General features: G+C 33.5%; 14 protein-coding genes. 10 read left to right on the forward strand and 4 right to left on the reverse strand.

All coding sequences use genetic code 11. From position 1 onward, the window contains the following. Positions 1-54: 54 nt before the first annotated feature. The 3 genes from V1468_RS02870 to V1468_RS02880 are packed head-to-tail and all read left to right on the forward strand — an operon-like array spanning position 55 to position 2,518. Positions 55-1,197: a methionine aminotransferase gene (locus V1468_RS02870; RefSeq protein ID WP_331809341.1), complete on the forward strand. Its 1,143-nt coding sequence runs from the start codon at positions 55-57 to the stop codon at positions 1,195-1,197. Between the two features lie 52 nt (positions 1,198-1,249). Next, the gene (locus V1468_RS02875) at positions 1,250-1,738 is read left to right on the forward strand and encodes a hypothetical protein (RefSeq protein WP_331808746.1); all 489 of its coding nucleotides are present in this window, start codon (positions 1,250-1,252) and stop codon (positions 1,736-1,738) included. Further along, the gene (locus V1468_RS02880; protein WP_331808747.1) at positions 1,739-2,518 is read left to right on the forward strand and encodes an amidohydrolase; all 780 of its coding nucleotides are present in this window, start codon (positions 1,739-1,741) and stop codon (positions 2,516-2,518) included. Here the strand turns inward: V1468_RS02880 and V1468_RS02885 are convergent. Both V1468_RS02885 and V1468_RS02890 read right to left on the reverse strand, forming a co-directional pair. After that, a complete protein-coding gene (locus V1468_RS02885) occupies positions 2,502-4,118 on the reverse strand; it encodes an Ig-like domain-containing protein (RefSeq protein WP_331808748.1) in 1,617 nt (538 codons plus the stop codon). The two genes, V1468_RS02880 and V1468_RS02885, sit on opposite strands and share 17 nt — an antisense overlap. A 56-nt stretch (positions 4,119-4,174) precedes the next feature. Beyond that, complete coding sequence (locus V1468_RS02890; RefSeq protein WP_331808749.1) at positions 4,175-4,840, reverse strand: ComF family protein; 666 nt, start codon at positions 4,838-4,840, stop codon at positions 4,175-4,177. A gap of 77 nt (positions 4,841-4,917) precedes the next feature. Here V1468_RS02890 and V1468_RS02895 point away from each other — a divergent pair, with 77 nt between their 5' ends. Together V1468_RS02895 and V1468_RS02900 are read left to right on the forward strand one after the other, a co-directional pair. Next, complete coding sequence (locus tag V1468_RS02895) at positions 4,918-5,805, forward strand: hypothetical protein (RefSeq protein ID WP_331808750.1); 888 nt, start codon at positions 4,918-4,920, stop codon at positions 5,803-5,805. A gap of 62 nt (positions 5,806-5,867) precedes the next feature. Continuing rightward, positions 5,868-7,412 (forward strand): glycine--tRNA ligase, encoded by a 1,545-nt coding sequence (locus V1468_RS02900; protein ID WP_331808751.1) that lies wholly within the window; start codon positions 5,868-5,870, stop codon positions 7,410-7,412. Between the two features lie 55 nt (positions 7,413-7,467). Here V1468_RS02900 and V1468_RS02905 read toward each other — a convergent pair whose 3' ends face one another. Beyond that, positions 7,468-8,502, reverse strand: coding sequence for a flavin-containing monooxygenase (locus V1468_RS02905; RefSeq protein WP_331808752.1), 1,035 nt, complete (start codon positions 8,500-8,502; stop codon positions 7,468-7,470). Positions 8,503-8,562: 60 nt separating this feature from the next. Next, positions 8,563-11,991: a hypothetical protein gene (locus tag V1468_RS02910; RefSeq protein ID WP_331808753.1), complete on the reverse strand. Its 3,429-nt coding sequence runs from the start codon at positions 11,989-11,991 to the stop codon at positions 8,563-8,565. 134 nt (positions 11,992-12,125) lie between these two features. On the opposite strand from V1468_RS02910, the gene V1468_RS02915 reads away from it, so the two are divergent. The 5 genes from V1468_RS02915 (at position 12,126) to V1468_RS02935 (ending at position 18,305) form a co-directional block, all read left to right on the forward strand. Then, positions 12,126-12,887, forward strand: a complete 762-nt coding sequence (locus V1468_RS02915) for an exodeoxyribonuclease III (protein WP_331808754.1) — start codon at positions 12,126-12,128, stop codon at positions 12,885-12,887. A gap of 118 nt (positions 12,888-13,005) precedes the next feature. Then, positions 13,006-13,962 (forward strand): OmpA family protein, encoded by a 957-nt coding sequence (locus tag V1468_RS02920; protein WP_331808755.1) that lies wholly within the window; start codon positions 13,006-13,008, stop codon positions 13,960-13,962. 214 nt (positions 13,963-14,176) lie between these two features. Further along, positions 14,177-15,214, forward strand: coding sequence for an aldo/keto reductase (locus V1468_RS02925; RefSeq protein WP_331808756.1), 1,038 nt, complete (start codon positions 14,177-14,179; stop codon positions 15,212-15,214). A gap of 9 nt (positions 15,215-15,223) precedes the next feature. Then, a complete protein-coding gene (locus V1468_RS02930) occupies positions 15,224-15,754 on the forward strand; it encodes a hypothetical protein (RefSeq protein ID WP_331808757.1) in 531 nt (176 codons plus the stop codon). Between the two features lie 139 nt (positions 15,755-15,893). Then, positions 15,894-18,305 (forward strand): efflux RND transporter permease subunit, encoded by a 2,412-nt coding sequence (locus V1468_RS02935; protein WP_331808758.1) that lies wholly within the window; start codon positions 15,894-15,896, stop codon positions 18,303-18,305. The last annotated feature ends 18 nt before the right edge of the window (positions 18,306-18,323 follow it).

Here is an 18,323-nt window from a genome sequence, read left to right on the forward strand (position 1 = left end):
TAGAAAAACCACATTTTATATCTTTAAAACCTTTCTATTTAACGAGATATTATGATCGCACACCAATCTAAATTACCCAATGTAGGCACTACTATTTTTACCGTAATGAGTGCTTTGGCCAACGAATACAAAGCCTTAAACCTATCGCAAGGTTTCCCAAATTATCCTAGTCCACAACTATTAAACGACTTAGTTGCCAATGCAATGAACAACGGTTACAACCAATATGCACCAATGGCTGGTAATCTAGATTTGCGCTTGGCCATCGCGAATAAATTCCAACAACTTTACAACACAAGTTATCATCCAGATACTGAAATCACGGTTACCGCTGGTGCAACTCAGGCTATTTATACTATCATTTCAGCTTTTGTAAAACCAAATGACGAAGTTCTAATTTTTAAACCTGCTTACGATTGCTACCAACCAGCTATTGAAGTTAATGGTGGAAAGACGATTGCTATTCAATTATCCGCGCCAGATTATAGTGTGAATTGGGACGAAGTGGCTTCAAAAATTTCATCTAAAACCAAGATGATTATCATCAATACACCTCATAATCCTAGTGGTACTATTTGGTCTGAAGAAGATATGCTTCAGCTTGAAAAATTAACCAAAGACACTAACATCATCGTTTTAAGTGATGAAGTATATGAGCATATTGTTTTTGATGGCGATCAGCATCATAGTGCTTGCAAGTTTCCGGATTTAAAAGCACGAAGTTTTATTACAGCTTCCTTCGGAAAAACATTTCATAATACAGGTTGGAAAATTGGCTACTGCTGCGCACCTGAAGATTTAATGAACGAGTTTAGGAAAGTACACCAATTCAATGTGTTTTCTGTGAATCATCCTGCTCAAAAAGGCATTGCGGATTATATGGCTGATGCTGAAACTTATCTTGGTTTGAATAATTTTTTTCAACAAAAACGTGATTTATTCTTGAATTTAATTGCAGAATCTCGTTTTAAATTTATGCCTTCAAAAGGCACATATTTTCAGGTGTTGGATTATTCTGAAATAACCGACGAACATGATGTGGATTTTGCAAAACGTTTGACGAAAGAATTCAAAATAGCTTCAATTCCGCTTTCTGTATTTAATGAAAATAACAAAGATGACAAGGTGCTTCGGTTTTGTTTTGCCAAGACTGACGAGACTTTAATAAAAGCTTCAGAAATTTTATGCAGAATTTAAGTTACTTTTTGTTAAGTTACGTGTCACAATAGTGAACTAAAAATTATTACAAATGAAATATTACATCATACTTTTATTATTAGCATTTTGTTTAACCGGTTTTGCTCAGGAAGTAAAGCAAGGTGAAAAAACATATGAAGTAAAAAAGGAAAAAATATTCTTGAATGGCGAAGATGTCACAGAAACTTTAAGTGCAGAAGAAAAAGAGGTGATTTTTAAAGAAGCTGCTATTATTTCAGAAAAACTAAAACAAGCCGAAAACGCACAAAAAGCAGCAGAAAAACTAGAAAAGGAGAAGAAAAAAGCTGAAAAAGCCCAAAAAAAGGCAGAAAAAGCACAAAAGAAAGCTGAGAAGGCATTAAAGAAAAAAGAAAAACTTCAGAAAAATTATAAAAAGGCACAAGACAATCTTAAAAAAGCCCAAAAGAAGTACGAAAAATTAAAAAAGAAAGGTAAATTGTCTCCTGTAGACGAAGGTAAGTGGTTAGATAAAATTGAAAAGCTTACCGAAAAAGTAGACAAAGCCAAACGAAAATTATAAATGACAAACGACACACTAAACGTTGCATTAGCACAAACCACTTTAGCATGGGAAAACCCAAAAGCTAACAGAACACATATAGAAGATAAGGTCAGCTCCATTACAGCTGACCTTATTGTTTTACCAGAAATGTTTAGCTCTGGTTTTACAATGAATGCATCTGAGGTAGCAGAAACCATGGATGGTGAGACTATTACCTGGCTAAAAGCATTATCTAAATCTAAAAATGCTGCAATCGTTGGTAGTTTAGTCATTAAAGAAAATGAGAATTACTATAATCGCCTAGTATTTGTTGAGCCAAACGGAACATTAACACCCTACGATAAACGACATACCTTTACTTTGGCTGGCGAACATAAGGTATATACTGCTGGTACAGAAAAAATCATCATAGATTATAAAGGGTTTAAAATTTGCCCTTTAGTCTGCTACGATTTACGCTTCCCAGTTTGGGCAAGAAATTCTGAAGATTATGATTTACTCATCTATGTGGCTAACTGGCCAAAAGTGCGCATTGCGGCTTGGGATACCCTTCTTAAAGCGCGCGCAATAGAAAACATGAGTTACTGTATTGGTGTAAACCGTGTTGGCTTAGATGGTAATAATTACGAATATTCTGGACACTCGGCAGCTTATGATGTTTTAGGAAACCGTATGGATTCCATACTAGAAAGCACAGAAACTATAGAAGTCGTAACTTTAGAAAAATCTCATATTACCAAATACCGAGAAAGACTTGGTTTCTTAAAGGACAGGGATACTTTTAGTCTAAAAGTGTAAACTCGTAAACAAAATCGAAACTAGCTCTAACCTCATCAAGCTGAGAAGAAGGCATGTAACTAACGCGTTCTGGTTGTATGCCTAATAAGTAATTACCTGTATCGTATTCACCATTTTCATTAGTGTCATAAATTACTCTAATATCATATAGTTTTGGCACAACATTAGTAAAATCTACCACTGGTGATTCTGTAGTGTAACGTTCATATTCAACTTCACCTTTATTATTTACCATCTGTACAATTAGTGGAAATTTAGCGTTTATTAATTTAACACGAATATTTCCATACTCAGACTTCATTTTAGGGTTAATAGATTCAACTATAGTATCCTTATTGATATTACCATAGAAATCTGTAAATGTTCCTGGTAATATTTTAATAGAATATTTTTGTCCTTCTTCTTTTTTGAATGGCACCTTAAATTGATTTAAAATAGAATCGTATTCTGTCTCAAAACTTACAGCAATAGAATCTTTATCTATTAAACTTATTTTAGAAACATCTATTTTCTCTATAGGTGTAGTTGCTTCTAGAGTAAAATGCTTATCATAGTTTAAACCTCTTGGTGAAACTATTTTGGTACTTAATGTATCTGCATCAAGACTTCTAAAACGATGCTTAAATGTATCTACATATTTTTCATTAGAAACAATAAAGAAGGTGGTATCAATTTCAAACTTTGGCTTGTACCAATAGTAAAGTGTATCTGTAACTTTATCTTTTGTAATTCTAGTTGAATAGCCTTCTGGTGTATCTCCCAAAACGTTTATTCTTGTGTTTTCATAACTTCCTTCGTAAGGGAAGATGATTTTTGTTTCACCTGCTTGTTTTGGTTTAATAGCTTTAAAATTGACCTTCTCGTTGAATAATGTAAGCTTATAGTCTTTATCAGTTGGTACTGAAATAAAATCTTCGTAAAACCCTATTTTATCGTTTTTTTGATCAAATGTATAATTACTGTTTTTATCCTTTAAGGCAATCAATTTATAGGTTCCTGCTTTTATATTATCTATACTAAAAGTGGTAACACTATCAAGGGTATTGGTAATATACCTTGGCTTTTCTTTGTAAACTATAGAATCTGAATAGGTAGAGTCTACTTCATAAAGCATTACCGATATAAAAGTTTCTGGTTTCTTTAGAAGCGCATCTTCAACATAGCCTTTTACAGACAGTGAATCTATTGTATCTCCTGTAGAAAATACGTAACGATAATAAGGGTATGGATTTTCTTCATTATTATCTACAATGCTTTCACCAAAATTAAAAGCATAAGTCGTATTAGGCTGTAAAGTATCTTTTATTTTTATCGTAATGTATTCACTTGCTCCACCTGCAGGATATATAATAGGATCTGAATCCATAGGTGGCGAAATAATAAGTTGCTTTCTTAAATCCTTAATCTTAACGTATTCATTAAAAGTGATTCTTATTTCATCTCCTTTAAAATTTGTTGAAAAATTTGGTGGGTTTTCTCTAAGAATTTCTGGTGGATCCATATCTTTTTCTCCTCCTGAAGGAGAACCACGATTGGCACAACTAACAATAATTAAACCGATGAATAAAATGCCTAAAATTCGTGTGAGATTTGAACTCATTTTTTGAGAATAATTTTGCACAAAGAAACAATTTTTAAACTATAGAAACGAAAAAATTAATCGGCAATTGCCATAGTAGCAAGACTTAACTTAATATTATCAATTTTTAACAATTCTGTAGCACAAGCCTCAACCGTTGCTCCTGTGGTAATAATATCATCTACCAGTAAGATATGTTTACCTCTTAACGATTGGGTATCACTTATTGCAAAAACAGCTCCATCATCACTCCATCTAGAGAGTCTACCTTCAAACACTTTGGTTTTTGTTGATTTTGTCTTTATAAGTACTGAGTCGTTATAATCTACACTAAGAGCTTCTGCTATTGCTTTTCCAAATTGCTCTACCTGATTATAACCACGTTGCCATAACTTAGTTTTATAAAGTGGCACAGGTACTACAACATCAACCTGTTTATAAGCTTCAATCGTTTTTAGTTCTGCACCAAGCCATCTACCTAAAAAACCACTAATATCTTGGTGTCCTCTATATTTTAAGTTATGAAGCATTTGTTGCACAACTCCTCTTTTTGAAAAATGCAAAAGGGCTGTTGCTTGTACTAGTTTTACACGTCCATAAACTACTTTTTTAACATTATCTGCATCATTAAAATGAAAATTTGTAACTGGTAAATCATGTCTGCATTTAGTACAAACAACTAACTCATTATCTACCAAAACATTATTACATGCTTCGCAGACCACAGGAAAGAACAAATTCAACAAATTTTTTACCACTTAATCGAATAAAATAAAAATGCACTTCAATATACTCTAATTTCGTTTCATCTAAGAAATTAATGATGATAGTTAACCCTCAATTATTTAACTACAGATTAATTATAAGTTCTTTATTAGTTGTTTTAACAGTTTTAGGTGTATATAGTTTTACTAATTACAAATCCATTAAATCCTACGAAGAATTCCTAAAACAAGAAAAAGTTTTGATAGAAAAAGAACTATCAGAAATTTTAGTTAGTTATGACGAACTAAGCCAAGATTATGATCTTATGTCTTCACAGCTCCAGGAAGCAAAACTAGAAACTAAAATTGCTTTAGATTCTTTAAGATTATTAAAAAGTGACTTATCAATAATCACAAAGTTCAAAGACCAGCTTTCAGTTTTGAAAACTAAAAGCAAGGTTTTACTTACTACTGTAGACTCTCTTAATTCTGCAAATCTAAAATTGCAAAAAGAGAAACGCTACGCTATGAATACTATTAAAAACAACAACCTCACCATCAATGCTCTAGAGGAAACCAACGATTCTCTTAACGAGACCATTGACAATGCTTCTATTTTAAGAGCCAACAACGTTAGTGTTGAAGCTTTTAAAATTAACAACTCTAAAAAGAAATCCTCGCTTAGAGCTAAACGCGTTAATGCTATGGATGTTTGCATATCATTGACTGAAAACCCTTTAACCGAAAAAGGAGACAAAGAGATATACATTCAGATTGTAAGTCCTAACAACAATATAATAGCTGGTAAAGGCGAAGTATTTTTTGCAGACAACTCTTTAATTTACAGCAAAAAAGAAATTGTAAACTTTGACAACAAAAATCTAAACATCTGTACTACAGTAGCCACTTATAAAGAAGACAGACCTCTTGTAAAAGGCACGTACTTTGTTAATGTTTTTCACGAAAACAGAAAACTAGGAAGTACAAGTATAGAATTAAAATAAATCAATCTCATTATTTTTAAAAAACCGCTCAATTAATTTGAGCGGTTTTTTATTTTTGTGGCATGGCAAACGACGACAAATTCAAAAAGGTAATCTCTCACGCTAAGGAGTATGGTTACGTATTTCAGAGCAGCGAAATCTATGATGGTTTAAGCGCTGTATACGATTATGCGCAAAACGGTGCAGAATTAAAGAAAAACATTCGAGACTATTGGTGGAAAGCCATGGTACAAATGCACGATAATATTGTTGGTATAGATGCAGCAATATTTATGCACCCAACCACTTGGAAAGCTTCTGGGCACGTAGATGCTTTTAATGATCCTTTAATTGATAACAAAGATTCTAAAAAACGTTACAGAGCAGATGTTTTAGTAGAAGATTACTGTGCTAAAATTGAAGCTAAAATTAATAAAGAAGTTAAAAAAGCTGAAAAACGTTTTGGTGATGCCTTTAACAAAGAAGAATTTGTATCTACAAACGGTAGAGTTCTTGGTTACCAGGAAAAAATCGATTCTATTCTAAAGCGTTTAGGTCAATCTTTAGAAAAAGAAGATTTAGCAGATGTAAAAGCTTTAATTGAAGAATTAGAAATTGCAGATCCGTTAACAGGAAGTCGTAACTGGACAGACGTTAAGCAATTCAACCTTATGTTTGGCACTAAACTAGGAGCTTCTGCAGATACTGCAATGGACTTATATTTGAGACCAGAAACAGCTCAAGGCATTTTTGTAAATTTCTTAAACGTTCAGAAAACGGGACGCATGAAGATTCCTTTCGGAATTGCACAAACAGGTAAAGCCTTTAGAAACGAAATTGTTGCAAGACAATTTATCTTTAGAATGCGTGAGTTTGAACAAATGGAAATGCAATTTTTCATTAAACCAGGTACGCAAAAAGAATGGTTTGACTACTGGAAAGAAACCCGTTTAAAATGGCATAAATCCCTAGGAATGGGAGACGACAATTACCGTTTCCATGACCATGAAAAATTAGCACACTACGCAGATGCTGCTACAGATATAGAGTTTAATTTCCCATTTGGTTTTAAAGAGTTGGAAGGAATTCACTCTCGTACAGATTTCGATTTAAAACAACACGAAGAATACTCAGGTAAAAAGCTGCAATACTTCGATCATGAAGATAATGAAAGCTACACACCATATGTATTAGAAACTTCAATAGGTTTAGATCGCATGTTCTTAGCCGTTTTCTCTAATAGTTTACAAGACGAAACCTTAGAAGACGGAAGCGAAAGAACAGTACTAAAACTTCCTGCTGTATTAGCACCAACTAAAGCTGCTATTTTGCCTCTAGTAAGAAAAGATGAAGGGTTAACTAAAATGGCAAAAGACATTGTTGACGATCTTAAATGGGATTTCAATGTGGTATATGATGAGAAAGATGCTGTAGGTAGACGCTACAGAAGACAAGATGCTGCTGGCACACCATTTTGTATTACGGTAGATGGCGAAAGTTTAGAAGATAATACGGTAACTATTCGTCATAGAGATACTATGGAACAAAAGCGTGTAAAGGTTGAAGAATTAAGAGATATCATCAAAAAAGAAGTCGATGTTAAAGAATGGTTGATGAAGATGAAATAAATCCAACATCTTAAAAGTACAAAAAGCCCGAAATATTAAGTTTCGGGCTTTTTTATTACACTATTTTCTGTGCCAAATATTTTGCATCTTTTTTAATGCCTCCTAGCGTAGCAGATCCACGCGTGTGCAACCATGGCAAGCCAATAAAATAGAGTCCTTTTGTGGTACTAACACCTCTATGATGCTTTGGGTAGCCATCTTTAGTCAGTTCAATATTATTTATCCATTTAAAGTTAGGTTTGTAACCTGTTGCCCAAACAATGTTTTTAATATTATTTAATGTCTTCTTTGTCGTTTTTACAGCATTTTGATTAGCATCTACCGTATAACCAACGGTTTTTACATTGTCTCGATTTAAAATATCTTGCACATCTGTACCAATAATCGGTTGTTTAGAATTACTAATCTTTTTACCAATCCAAGAGTCTTTACTAAAACTTAAAAAACCTGTTACGGTAAACCACCACCAAAGTGTTTTACCTAGAATTTCTTGAGGTAACGTTCTTATATCTGTGTTGCCAGAAAAATAAGTGGTGTTTTCTGTGTTTTTTGAAATTTCGTCTAAAATTTGAAATCCACTATCTCCTCCACCAACGACTAAGGTTTCACCATCCTGAAGTTGATCTGGATTCTTGTAATAATTACTATGTATTTGAAAAATATCCTCAGATATGTTATTATGAAACTTTGGTGTATATGGTATATGAAAAGGTCCTGTAGCTATAATGACTTCTTTACATTTTAAATCTCCTTTACTTGTTTTTACAACAAAGCCATCATCTGATTTTTCAATACTTTCTGCCAATGTACTTAACTGAACAGGAAATTCAAATTTCGCTGCATAAGCCTTAAAATAGTTGGCCACTTCATACTTATCTGGATAATGTCCTTTTGGAGCAGGAAAAGGCATACCTTCAAGATGATTAAACTCGGTAGGAGTAAATAATTTTAAAGAATTCCAGCGATTAAGCCAAGATGCTCCGATTTCATTTTCTTTATCAATGATTAAAAAATCCTTATCGTTTTTCTTTAAATGATAAGCCATAGATAATCCTGCTTGTGCAGCACCTATTATTATAAAATCCTTCATTAATTGTAGTTGATGTTATGTGAGGAGTATACTGCTTTTAATACTTTTACACAAATAGAATTAGAAATAAGCCTTTAACTGAATAGTTCCTGTATGGATGGTTTTTGCAGTTTCAGTTTTACGACCAAAATAATTGAGGTTTAAATCTAAAAACTTAGTCAGCTTCTTTTGTGCCAATAAACTCCAGGTGAAGTTTTTTCCTGGCTGTAAACCCTCTAACATTTGGTATGCTACAGGTGTATTAGGATTGCCATCATATTCATTTTGAAACAAATTAAATTCACCAGTTAATGCAATTTTCGCTGCTTTATTGTAGGTAAAAGAAAATCCATAATTGTTCTGCGATAATGCTTCTAAACTTCCAATAGTATTTTCTTTTGAAGTGTATTGATAGAAGACATCAAACTGCGCATTTTCACTAAACAAATAGGATAATTTAGGTTGAAAACGCTCTTCTTCAATCAGGTAATTTCTGTTAGCAAAGTTTTCACTAAGACTTTCATCTGTTCCAAAACTTGCCTGTGCATTTGCCAACCAATTGGTGGCGAATTTGTGATTAAAATTAAACTGATGATTGGTGAGTTTATTTTCCTGAAAACCTATAGACAACAGACTTCTGCTTGTATTGGTTAAAAACGTATAGGATGTGGTATAGCGCTGTTTTCCTCTGTTGTAAAAGAATACATTTCTCACACTATTATTTAACGCTAATTGGTTGTCTTCATCAGCTTCAAAAGGATTTAAATTAAAATTATTGCCTTCTCTTCTAATCTTCCTGTCAATAAGATAAGATGTTTGATTGTAAAAATGCGAAAAGAACTTTTTTGTTTTATTCTCAGAACCGCTCCATTGCATCGGATTTATGGTCAACGTCTGGCTCAATCTATTTTGATGCGTTCGCACAAAAACCTGGTTTGGCAATAATACGCGTATATAATTGCCTTGATCAGTAAATTGTGCAATTTCAAACTCATTGAGTTCTTGTATGCCATTTTCATTATAGTCAATCCATGTGTAAGCTCCTTGTCCTGCTTCGACCTCTACATAAGTAAAATCTTGCTGTGGCAACGTCCCTGAATTAGTTTCAAAATTTGTGTTCCAAAGCACAAGGTTGTTAAACAATTTTTGATTGTAGTTTAATCTGCTGTTTAAACTCTGTTCGTCTTCAGAGGCATCGTCTTCAGCCTTCAAACTTCTATAGTTCACAAAAAGCTGAAGATTGGTGTTTTTATTCTGAATTAATCGTGACTTGAGATAATAGGTGTTTGAAGCATTTACACGCTCTAGATTGTTATTCCGTAAACTATCATTAAAGCGTTTTATATAACCAACTTCTGCATAGACCTTAGTACTATCACCAATTCCAACAAAGGTTTCGTATGCTGAAAATCGCTGACTCAATGGTGTCAATGAATCGGTAGCTATAACGATTTGTTCATTGTCTTCTGTAGCAAATTTTGCACCAACCCATTTATTGTTTTTGGCATATACCACACGATTATAAGACCTTAAAAAGGTCGAACGATTAATAGTGCTTTCGCTATTAAGAAAACTTGAATTTGTAAAAATCCTGAAATTACCCAAACGCAGATCTGCCATAAGATTATGACGACTTCCATTAAAATTATTAGTGTAATCTAAATATTCAAAATTATAGGATGCCAATCCTTTTTTAGCATGTGATAATTGTAGTCCTGAAGTGAGCAAAAGTTGGTTCCCTAAAATAAAATTTCCTTGATCGTCTCTATTATCTTCAAGGTTCCAATCACGATTAAATTCGGCTCTGTATAAACGTTGAATAGTTCTAAAATTCTCTTGAATAAAATCGGCATCAATAAGCGCGGACAGATTCCAAAGGCTATCGTGCTTTATTAGCTTTTGATTCACTTTAAACTTCCCAGCAAAACCATCATTATCATCATCATCTAAACTCGAAAACAAGTTGATATCATTTTTACTTCCTGCCAATTCAAAAAATACATCTGTTTTTTCGGTAGGCTGGTAACGACCATTGAGCACTGCAATTTGCAAGCGTTCTGGTGCTACAAGCTGAGTAACAGGTTCGTAATTTCCTTGCGGAACACCAGCAATTGGCGCAGCGTATTCAAAAATATTGCTCACTGCATTATCGTTACTCAATATATAATTTCCTTGATTTGCACCAACTAAGGTAAAAGACACTCTAAACAACTGGTCTTCGGGATTTTGAGAGAAGACAAAAATCTCTTCACCATCTACAATTTCTTTTCGGTAGAGAATTCTGTTTTCAGAGAACGATTCTTCCGTCGCTGAAGGCGCAACCATTAAGCTAGTATCATCACCAGCATTAGCTAAAATTTCCGTTTGCTCTGTCGATAAATTTTGCTGCAGTGGCTGATTTTTGGCATCACTTTCAGAATACACAGAAACGTTTAATTGTAATTTTTCGGTTTCAAAAGTACTACCTCCAAACACAGTGAATCGCGAATAATTTCGCTCACTAAACTGGTAATCTACCGTAATACGCATTTCGGAAGTGATTGGATAGGTTGAGTTGAAAATAATCTCGCCAGCGTTATAATCAATGATATAATCATTGTTTTCTCCACGCTCTAAAGGCACACCATTAATATAAACAGTCTCACTACCAGAGACAATAAGCACAAACAACTCATTATTTGGACCTCGTAATTTGTAAGGTCCTTGATTGCCTTCTTGAGCCGTAAATTGTGTTGTTGTAAACTGACCTCGTACGAGTGCTCCTGAAGCAAAAACCGACGTCTTGTCACTCAAATTAGCATTTACCAACAAACCTTGCACACGTTTAGAAAAGTTAGCATAATAACTTTTAGTGTTTACCAAATCAATATCACCTGCTCTTATATTCCAATTGTCACTAAAAAGTTCTATAAAAACTTGATCAAACTCATCTAATCGTTGCGAATATCCACTTTCTTGCAACGGAATATTAGCATCTTGTATCGAGGCTCTAAGCGATACCTTGTCACTCAATTTTCCAGAAATTTGCAAATCGAGTTCACTATTTAAAACAGAATTTTGATTATTCCCTATCGTTACACCTCTAGAAATACTACCCGAAGTGGTTAAACCATCAAAAGGAGTAAAAATATTTTGGTTTGAAGAATTTTCAAGTTTGTAAAGGGTTTCAATCCCAGGAATAGATCGGTCTACAATAATATCATCGTCGAGCTGTTTGTAAACCTTAGTTATAAAATCTGGATAGCGTAAATATTCAATATCAACAGAATCTATTTCAACCTGTTGGTTAAATTTCAAAATAGATTTTGAATAATCAACGTTATAAAGTGTAGAATCCAAAACAACACCTTGTTTGGTTTTTACAACAAACCTTGAAGGATTTATACTCACAGAATCAATGAGAATAGAATCTGCAACAGCGACACGTATTTTCTTATAATTACTCGATTTTTCTTGGGAAAAACCCCAAAAAGACATCAATAATGTAATAAGAAATAGCGCTTTTTTCATCTAAAATAATAACTGCCTAACGTTTGAAATATTTTATCGTTAAAAGCAGTATAAATTTATAGTGTAAAAGTACTCTATTATTTATTTTAGCCGAATAGCTAGAAATTTATAAATAATCAGGAATTTAAAACAAAATGAAAATAGCTTCGTACAACGTTAATGGCATAAGAGCTGCCATAAATAAAGGGTTTATTGATTGGTTGCAAGCCACAAATCCAGATGTAATTTGTTTACAGGAAATTAAGGCAATGGAAGACCAACTCGATTTAGACCTTTTTACAAATGCAGGCTATGAGTACAATTACTGGTTTAGCGCACAAAAAAAAGGTTATAGTGGTGTTGCCATTCTTTGCAAAAAAGAACCAAACCACATTGAGTTTGGCACTGGTATAGAATCCATGGATTTTGAAGGCAGAAACCTTAGAGTAGACTACGACAAGGTCTCTGTTATGAGCATGTATCTACCTTCTGGAACTAATGATGCTAGGTTGTCGCACAAGTTTGAATACATGGATTTAATTCATAACTATTTAAACGAATTGCAAAACGAAAAACCAAATCTTGTAGTTTGCGGAGACTATAATATTTGCCACGAGCCTATAGATATTCATAACCCAAAAATGAAAGGTGTGTCTGGTTTTTTACCTGAAGAACGCGAATGGTTAGGTAATTTTATTGACAGCGGTTTTATAGATAGCTACAGATATTTACACCCAGAAAAGCAAGAATTCTCATGGTGGAGTTACAGAGCTAATGCCAGAGCCAATAATAAAGGTTGGAGATTAGATTATGCAATGGTGAGCAAACCTTTACAAGAAAACATAAAACGAAGCGTTATACTCACTGAAGCAGTACATAGCGATCATTGCCCAATTTTATTAGAATTAGATTTATAAATACATTTTATTCAATTTTTAAACATGATGAAACATCAATGATTAATTATAAATCAAACAGTTAAAATAACAATATGATGTTCCATGTGACCATTAAAAAAATAATAAACATTAACACATGAAAAAACTTTCATTAATAGCCATTTTACTTATTACGATGACCTCTTGTGTGTCTAAAAAAATATACACTGAGTTAGAGGACAAATATGCCAATCTAAAAAAGGATAACAGAGCTTTATCTGATGAAGTAGAAGCGCTTTCTGCAGACAGAAACAAATTAACTAATGACCTAAACAGCCTGCAAGCTGCCTATGACGAGGCTGTAAAAGAAAGAGATCAGTTACGCTCAGACTATGCTGCTACAAAAACTAATCTCGACAATTTAAAAGCATCTTACGATGCATTAGAAAAAAACAGCTCCGCTGAAATTGCCAAAAACTCTCAAAAAAACAGAGAACTTTTAGCACAATTAGAAGCCAAAGAACAAGCCCTTGCTGCCGAAAATGAGCGTTTAGAAAAATTAAAAAAAGAACTTGAAAGCAGATCGCAACGCGTTGCAGAATTAGAAAGCGTAATTGCAGCTAAAGATGCTAACATGCGTGCTTTAAAAGACGCTATTTCTAAAGCCTTAACTAACTTTGAAGGCAAAGGTCTTACTGTAGAACAGCGCGATGGTAAAGTATACGTTTCTATGGAAAACAAATTGCTTTTTGAATCTGGTAGCTGGTATGTTGGTACACAAGGAAAGCAAGCGGTAAAACAACTAGGAAGCGTTTTGGCTGAAAATCCGGATATTGCCATTTTAATAGAAGGTCATACAGATAATGTACCTTATAAAGGCAATGCACAACTAAGTGGCAACTGGGATTTATCAACTAAACGTGCTACGGCTATTGTAAATATATTAAGAGAGAATTCGTCTATAAACCCAGAAAACTTAACAGCTGCGGGACGAGGCGAATATGCTCCTGTTGCCTCTAATGATACTTCAGAAGGTAGAGCAAAAAACCGTAGAATTGAAGTGATTTTAACGCCAAAACTTGATGAGATTTCAAAATTATTGAATGACATTTAATCATCACTCTTGTTGAGATAGAAATCATTTCAAACAAAACCTTAACATAGATTTAGACCTTTCGTGTTTTTACAACGTGAAAGGTCTTCTTATTTTTGTAGTAGTGATAGTTATTGAATGCTGTCAGACAGAGCTTATCAAAGTCAACGCTTAACAAGCTCTAATAAAATTTAAGTTTAACGCAAAAAGATTCCTGCTTTCGCAGGAAATTGATATGAAATATACAACCTTACCAAATACAGATATAAAAGTTAGTAAAATATGTTTAGGCACCATGACTTGGGGCAATCAAAACACTCAAGACGAAGGTTTTGCCCAAATGGACTTGGCTTTAGACAAAGGCGTTAACTTTTTTGATGTTGCTGAGTTATATCCTGTACCTGCTACAGCCGAAACCTATGCAGAAACCGAACGTATTATAGGTAATTGGTTTGCAAAAACTGGTAACAGAGACAAAGTTGTTTTAGCCACAAAAATTGCTGGTCCTGGCGACTATACTGCCCACATAAGAACTACTGGTTTTAGCAAACAAGCATTAAACGAAGCTGTTGACAACAGTCTAAAACGCTTACAAACAGATTACATAGATTTATACCAGTTGCACTGGCCAGAACGTAACACAAACACATTTGGCATAAGAGATTATGTTCATAATGCTAATGATGGTTGGGAGGATAATTTCAATGAAATTTTACACAATCTTGATGAGATTATCAAATCTGGAAAAATAAGGCAAGTAGGTTTATCTAACGAGAAAGCTTGGGGAACCATGCGCTACTTAGAAGAATCTAAATACAATAACCTACCAAGGATGATTACCATCCAAAATGCATATTCTCTATTATGCAGACCTTTTGAAGGCGATTTAGCAGAAATTGCTCACAGAGAAAATATTGGCTTACTAGCCTACTCACCTATGGCATTTGGTGTTTTATCTGGTAAATACATCAAAGGTATTGCTGCAGATAATGCAAGATTAAAGCTGTTTCCAAGGTTTGCTAGATATAGTAGCGACCAGGCTACAGAAGCTACTAAGCGATACTTACAAATAGCCGAAGATAATAATATGTCTTTAGCACAAATGTCTTTAGCATTTGTTAACCAAAGACCTTTTGTAACAAGTAATATCATTGGCGCCACAAGTATAAAACAGCTTGAAGAAAACATTGACAGTATCAACATAACCTTATCAGATGATGTGCTAAAAGCCATTAATGATGTTCATGCTGTTATTCCTAATCCAGCGACATAATCTTTAGTCGTGAACAAAGAGGAATTTCAATATAGGTTAATAGAATCTACTAAAAGGCTGATTGATTTTACAAGTAACTCAGTTAAAAATTTGATTTCTAATAATGTTGAATATCTAATTGAACCAAGCTCAAGATTAATAAGTGATCATTTAAATAATGATGAACTAAAGAGATTAATAGAAATTAATACGCTTGAAGGAAAACACCAACCATTAGCAAGAACTGTAGATTTATTATATGATTCTGGATTAGTTCCTCTTTGGATTGATATGGAAGTTTACAAATCATCCAAAAAGAAAACTATTGTTAGGTTACTTTGTTCTAGACGATTTAGAAATGACTCAGACCTAAATTATAAAGTTAGTGAATACCCTCCCTTTAATATTAAAATACCTTTGCCGCCTTGGGCTAAGAAAGACGTAAAATTTAATATTAATTGGCGTCACAATAAAATTAAACGCTATTGGCATAAATTAACGTGGAAATGGCAATACAAAAGACGGATGAAAAGCAAAAAGACTAACCGTAATTTCTATTAGGCTATTTCTGTATTCCTCGTATTTATTTCAACTATTATATTAGTGTTAATTCCTTAGCTAATCCTTAGGTTTTTTCTACCTTTGCGGCTCGTTTCAAATTAAGGCATTATTTGCTATTTAAAGAGGTAGAAAATTATACATGTTTAAACTATTGACCACAGGATTTTGGGAAGGTGTTGCAAGAATTATTCTCCGTAACAAAATCTTCATTCTTTTAGTCATAATTGCGACGACTGTGTTCTTGGGCATGCAATGGAAACATATGCGCTTTACTTACACTGAAGCTAATATGTTACCTGACGATCATGAAGTTAACCTAACCTACAATAATTTCCTCGAAGTCTTTGGTGAAGAAGGCAATCTCATTGTTTTAGGAGTTAAAGATTCTAGCGTATTTACGGTTAATCAGTTTAATGCCTGGAACAACCTTGCAGAGTCCTTTAAACCTTATGACGAAGTTGAAACTGTGCTTTCAATAAAAGATCTTCAAAAACTGGTAAAGAACAATGAAAAGAAACAGTTTGATTTAGTTCCGTTCATAAAAGATTCTATATCAAGTCTTGATGAAATAAACAAACTACAAGAAGACCTTTTTAAGAAATATCCATTTTACGATAACTTTTTATTTAATGCAGAAAACAAGACACTTCGTACTGCAATTTATTTAAAGAAAGAGATTGTTAACACCTCTGCCAGAAAAGACTTTATTATAAATATTCTTGAAAAAAGAATACAAGAATTTGAAGCAAAACATCCTAAGCTAGATGTTAAGGTGTCTGGTATGCCTTACATCAGAACATTAAATTCTCAAAACATTGTTGACGAAATTCCGATTTTTATTGGAGCAGCTTTGTTTGTGACTTCGTTAATTTTCTTTTTATTCTTTAGATCTTTTAGAGCTACGTTTATATCACTAATTGTTGTTTGTATTGGTGTGATGTGGACCTTTGGAATCCTTGGTTTACTTGGTTACGAAATTACAGTGCTTACGGCTCTTATTCCACCGTTAATTATTGTTATTGGTATACCTAACTGTATCTTTTTAATTAATAAATATCAGCACGAGGTAAAATCGCATGGTAACAAAGTAAAGTCGCTACAACGTGTTATTACCAAAGTTGGTAATGCTACCTTAATGACTAATGTTACTACCGCTTCTGGTTTTGCAACGTTTATCTTAACCGAAAGTAAACTGCTAAAGGAATTTGGTATCGTAGCATCGCTCAGTATTCTGGCAATTTTCATACTCTGTTTACTTATCATTCCGATAATGTACACGTTTTTGCCTTATCCGAAAGAGCGTCATTTAGAACACTTAAATAAACGTTGGATTGGTGGTTTTGTAGATTGGATGGAACGTATGGTAAAACACAAACGTATTACCATCTACGTCACTGCATTTATACTTATCATGGCAAGTATGATAGGTATTAATCAAATGAAAATATCTGGTAGCTTGATTGAAGATATGCCAAAAAACAAACAATTCTTTAAAGACATTCGTTTTTTTGAAGAAGAGTTTAATGGCATTATGCCTTTAGAAATAATGGTAGATACAAAGCGCAAAAAAGGCGTTATGAAATTAGCGACCTTAAAACGCATTAATGAGCTTGAAGAACTTATTGAAGAAACACCAGAATTGTCTAAGCCAATATCTGTTGTAAGCTTGGTAAAATATAGTAAGCAAGCCTACTTTAACGGCAACCCTAAATATTACCAATTACCAACCAGCCAAGAAAACAGTTTCATTTTGTCTTATGCTAAAAACTCATCATCTGATGTAGATTTGCTTAAGAATTTTGTAGACAGTACAGGGCAATATGCACGTATTACTACCTTTATGAAAGATATTGGTACGGATAAAATGGAACGCATTCAGGAAAATCTTCAAAATAAAATAGATAAAGTTTTTCCTAAAGAGCGTTATGAAGTTACTATGACAGGTAAAGCTTTAGTGTTTCAAAAAGGCACAAAATACCTTGTAAGAAACCTTGTTATTTCATTAACGCTTGCCATTATACTTATATCGCTATTTATGGCGTATTTGTTCCGTTCGTTTAGAATGATTATTGTATCACTTATCCCTAACCTATTACCATTGTTAGTTACAGCTGGTTTAATGGGTTATTTAGGTGTACCTATAAAGCCTTCAACAATATTAGTATTTAGTATCGCTTTTGGTATTTCGGTAGATGATACCATTCACTTTTTGGCAAAATACAGACAAGAATTGCAAGCCAACCACTGGAAGATTAAAAAATCGGTTTACGCTGCGTTAAGAGAAACTGGCGTAAGTATGTTTTACACTTCAATTGTTCTGTTCTTCGGATTCTCTGTATTTACCATTTCTAGTTTTGGTGGTACAGTAGCTTTAGGAGCTTTGGTTTCAATAACATTATTGTTCGCCATGTTATCTAATTTATTGTTATTACCATCGTTATTATTATCATTAGAACGTAATATTGCCAACAAAGAAGTACTGCGTAAACCAACGATAGATATCATTCCTTCGGAAGATGATTCAGACGAGAACTCAAAAAACAAAGAATAAAAATTATCTTAGCATTCA

The sequence above is a fragment of the Winogradskyella poriferorum genome (genome assembly GCF_036553625.1).
GTDB classification, from domain to species: domain Bacteria; phylum Bacteroidota; class Bacteroidia; order Flavobacteriales; family Flavobacteriaceae; genus Winogradskyella; species Winogradskyella poriferorum.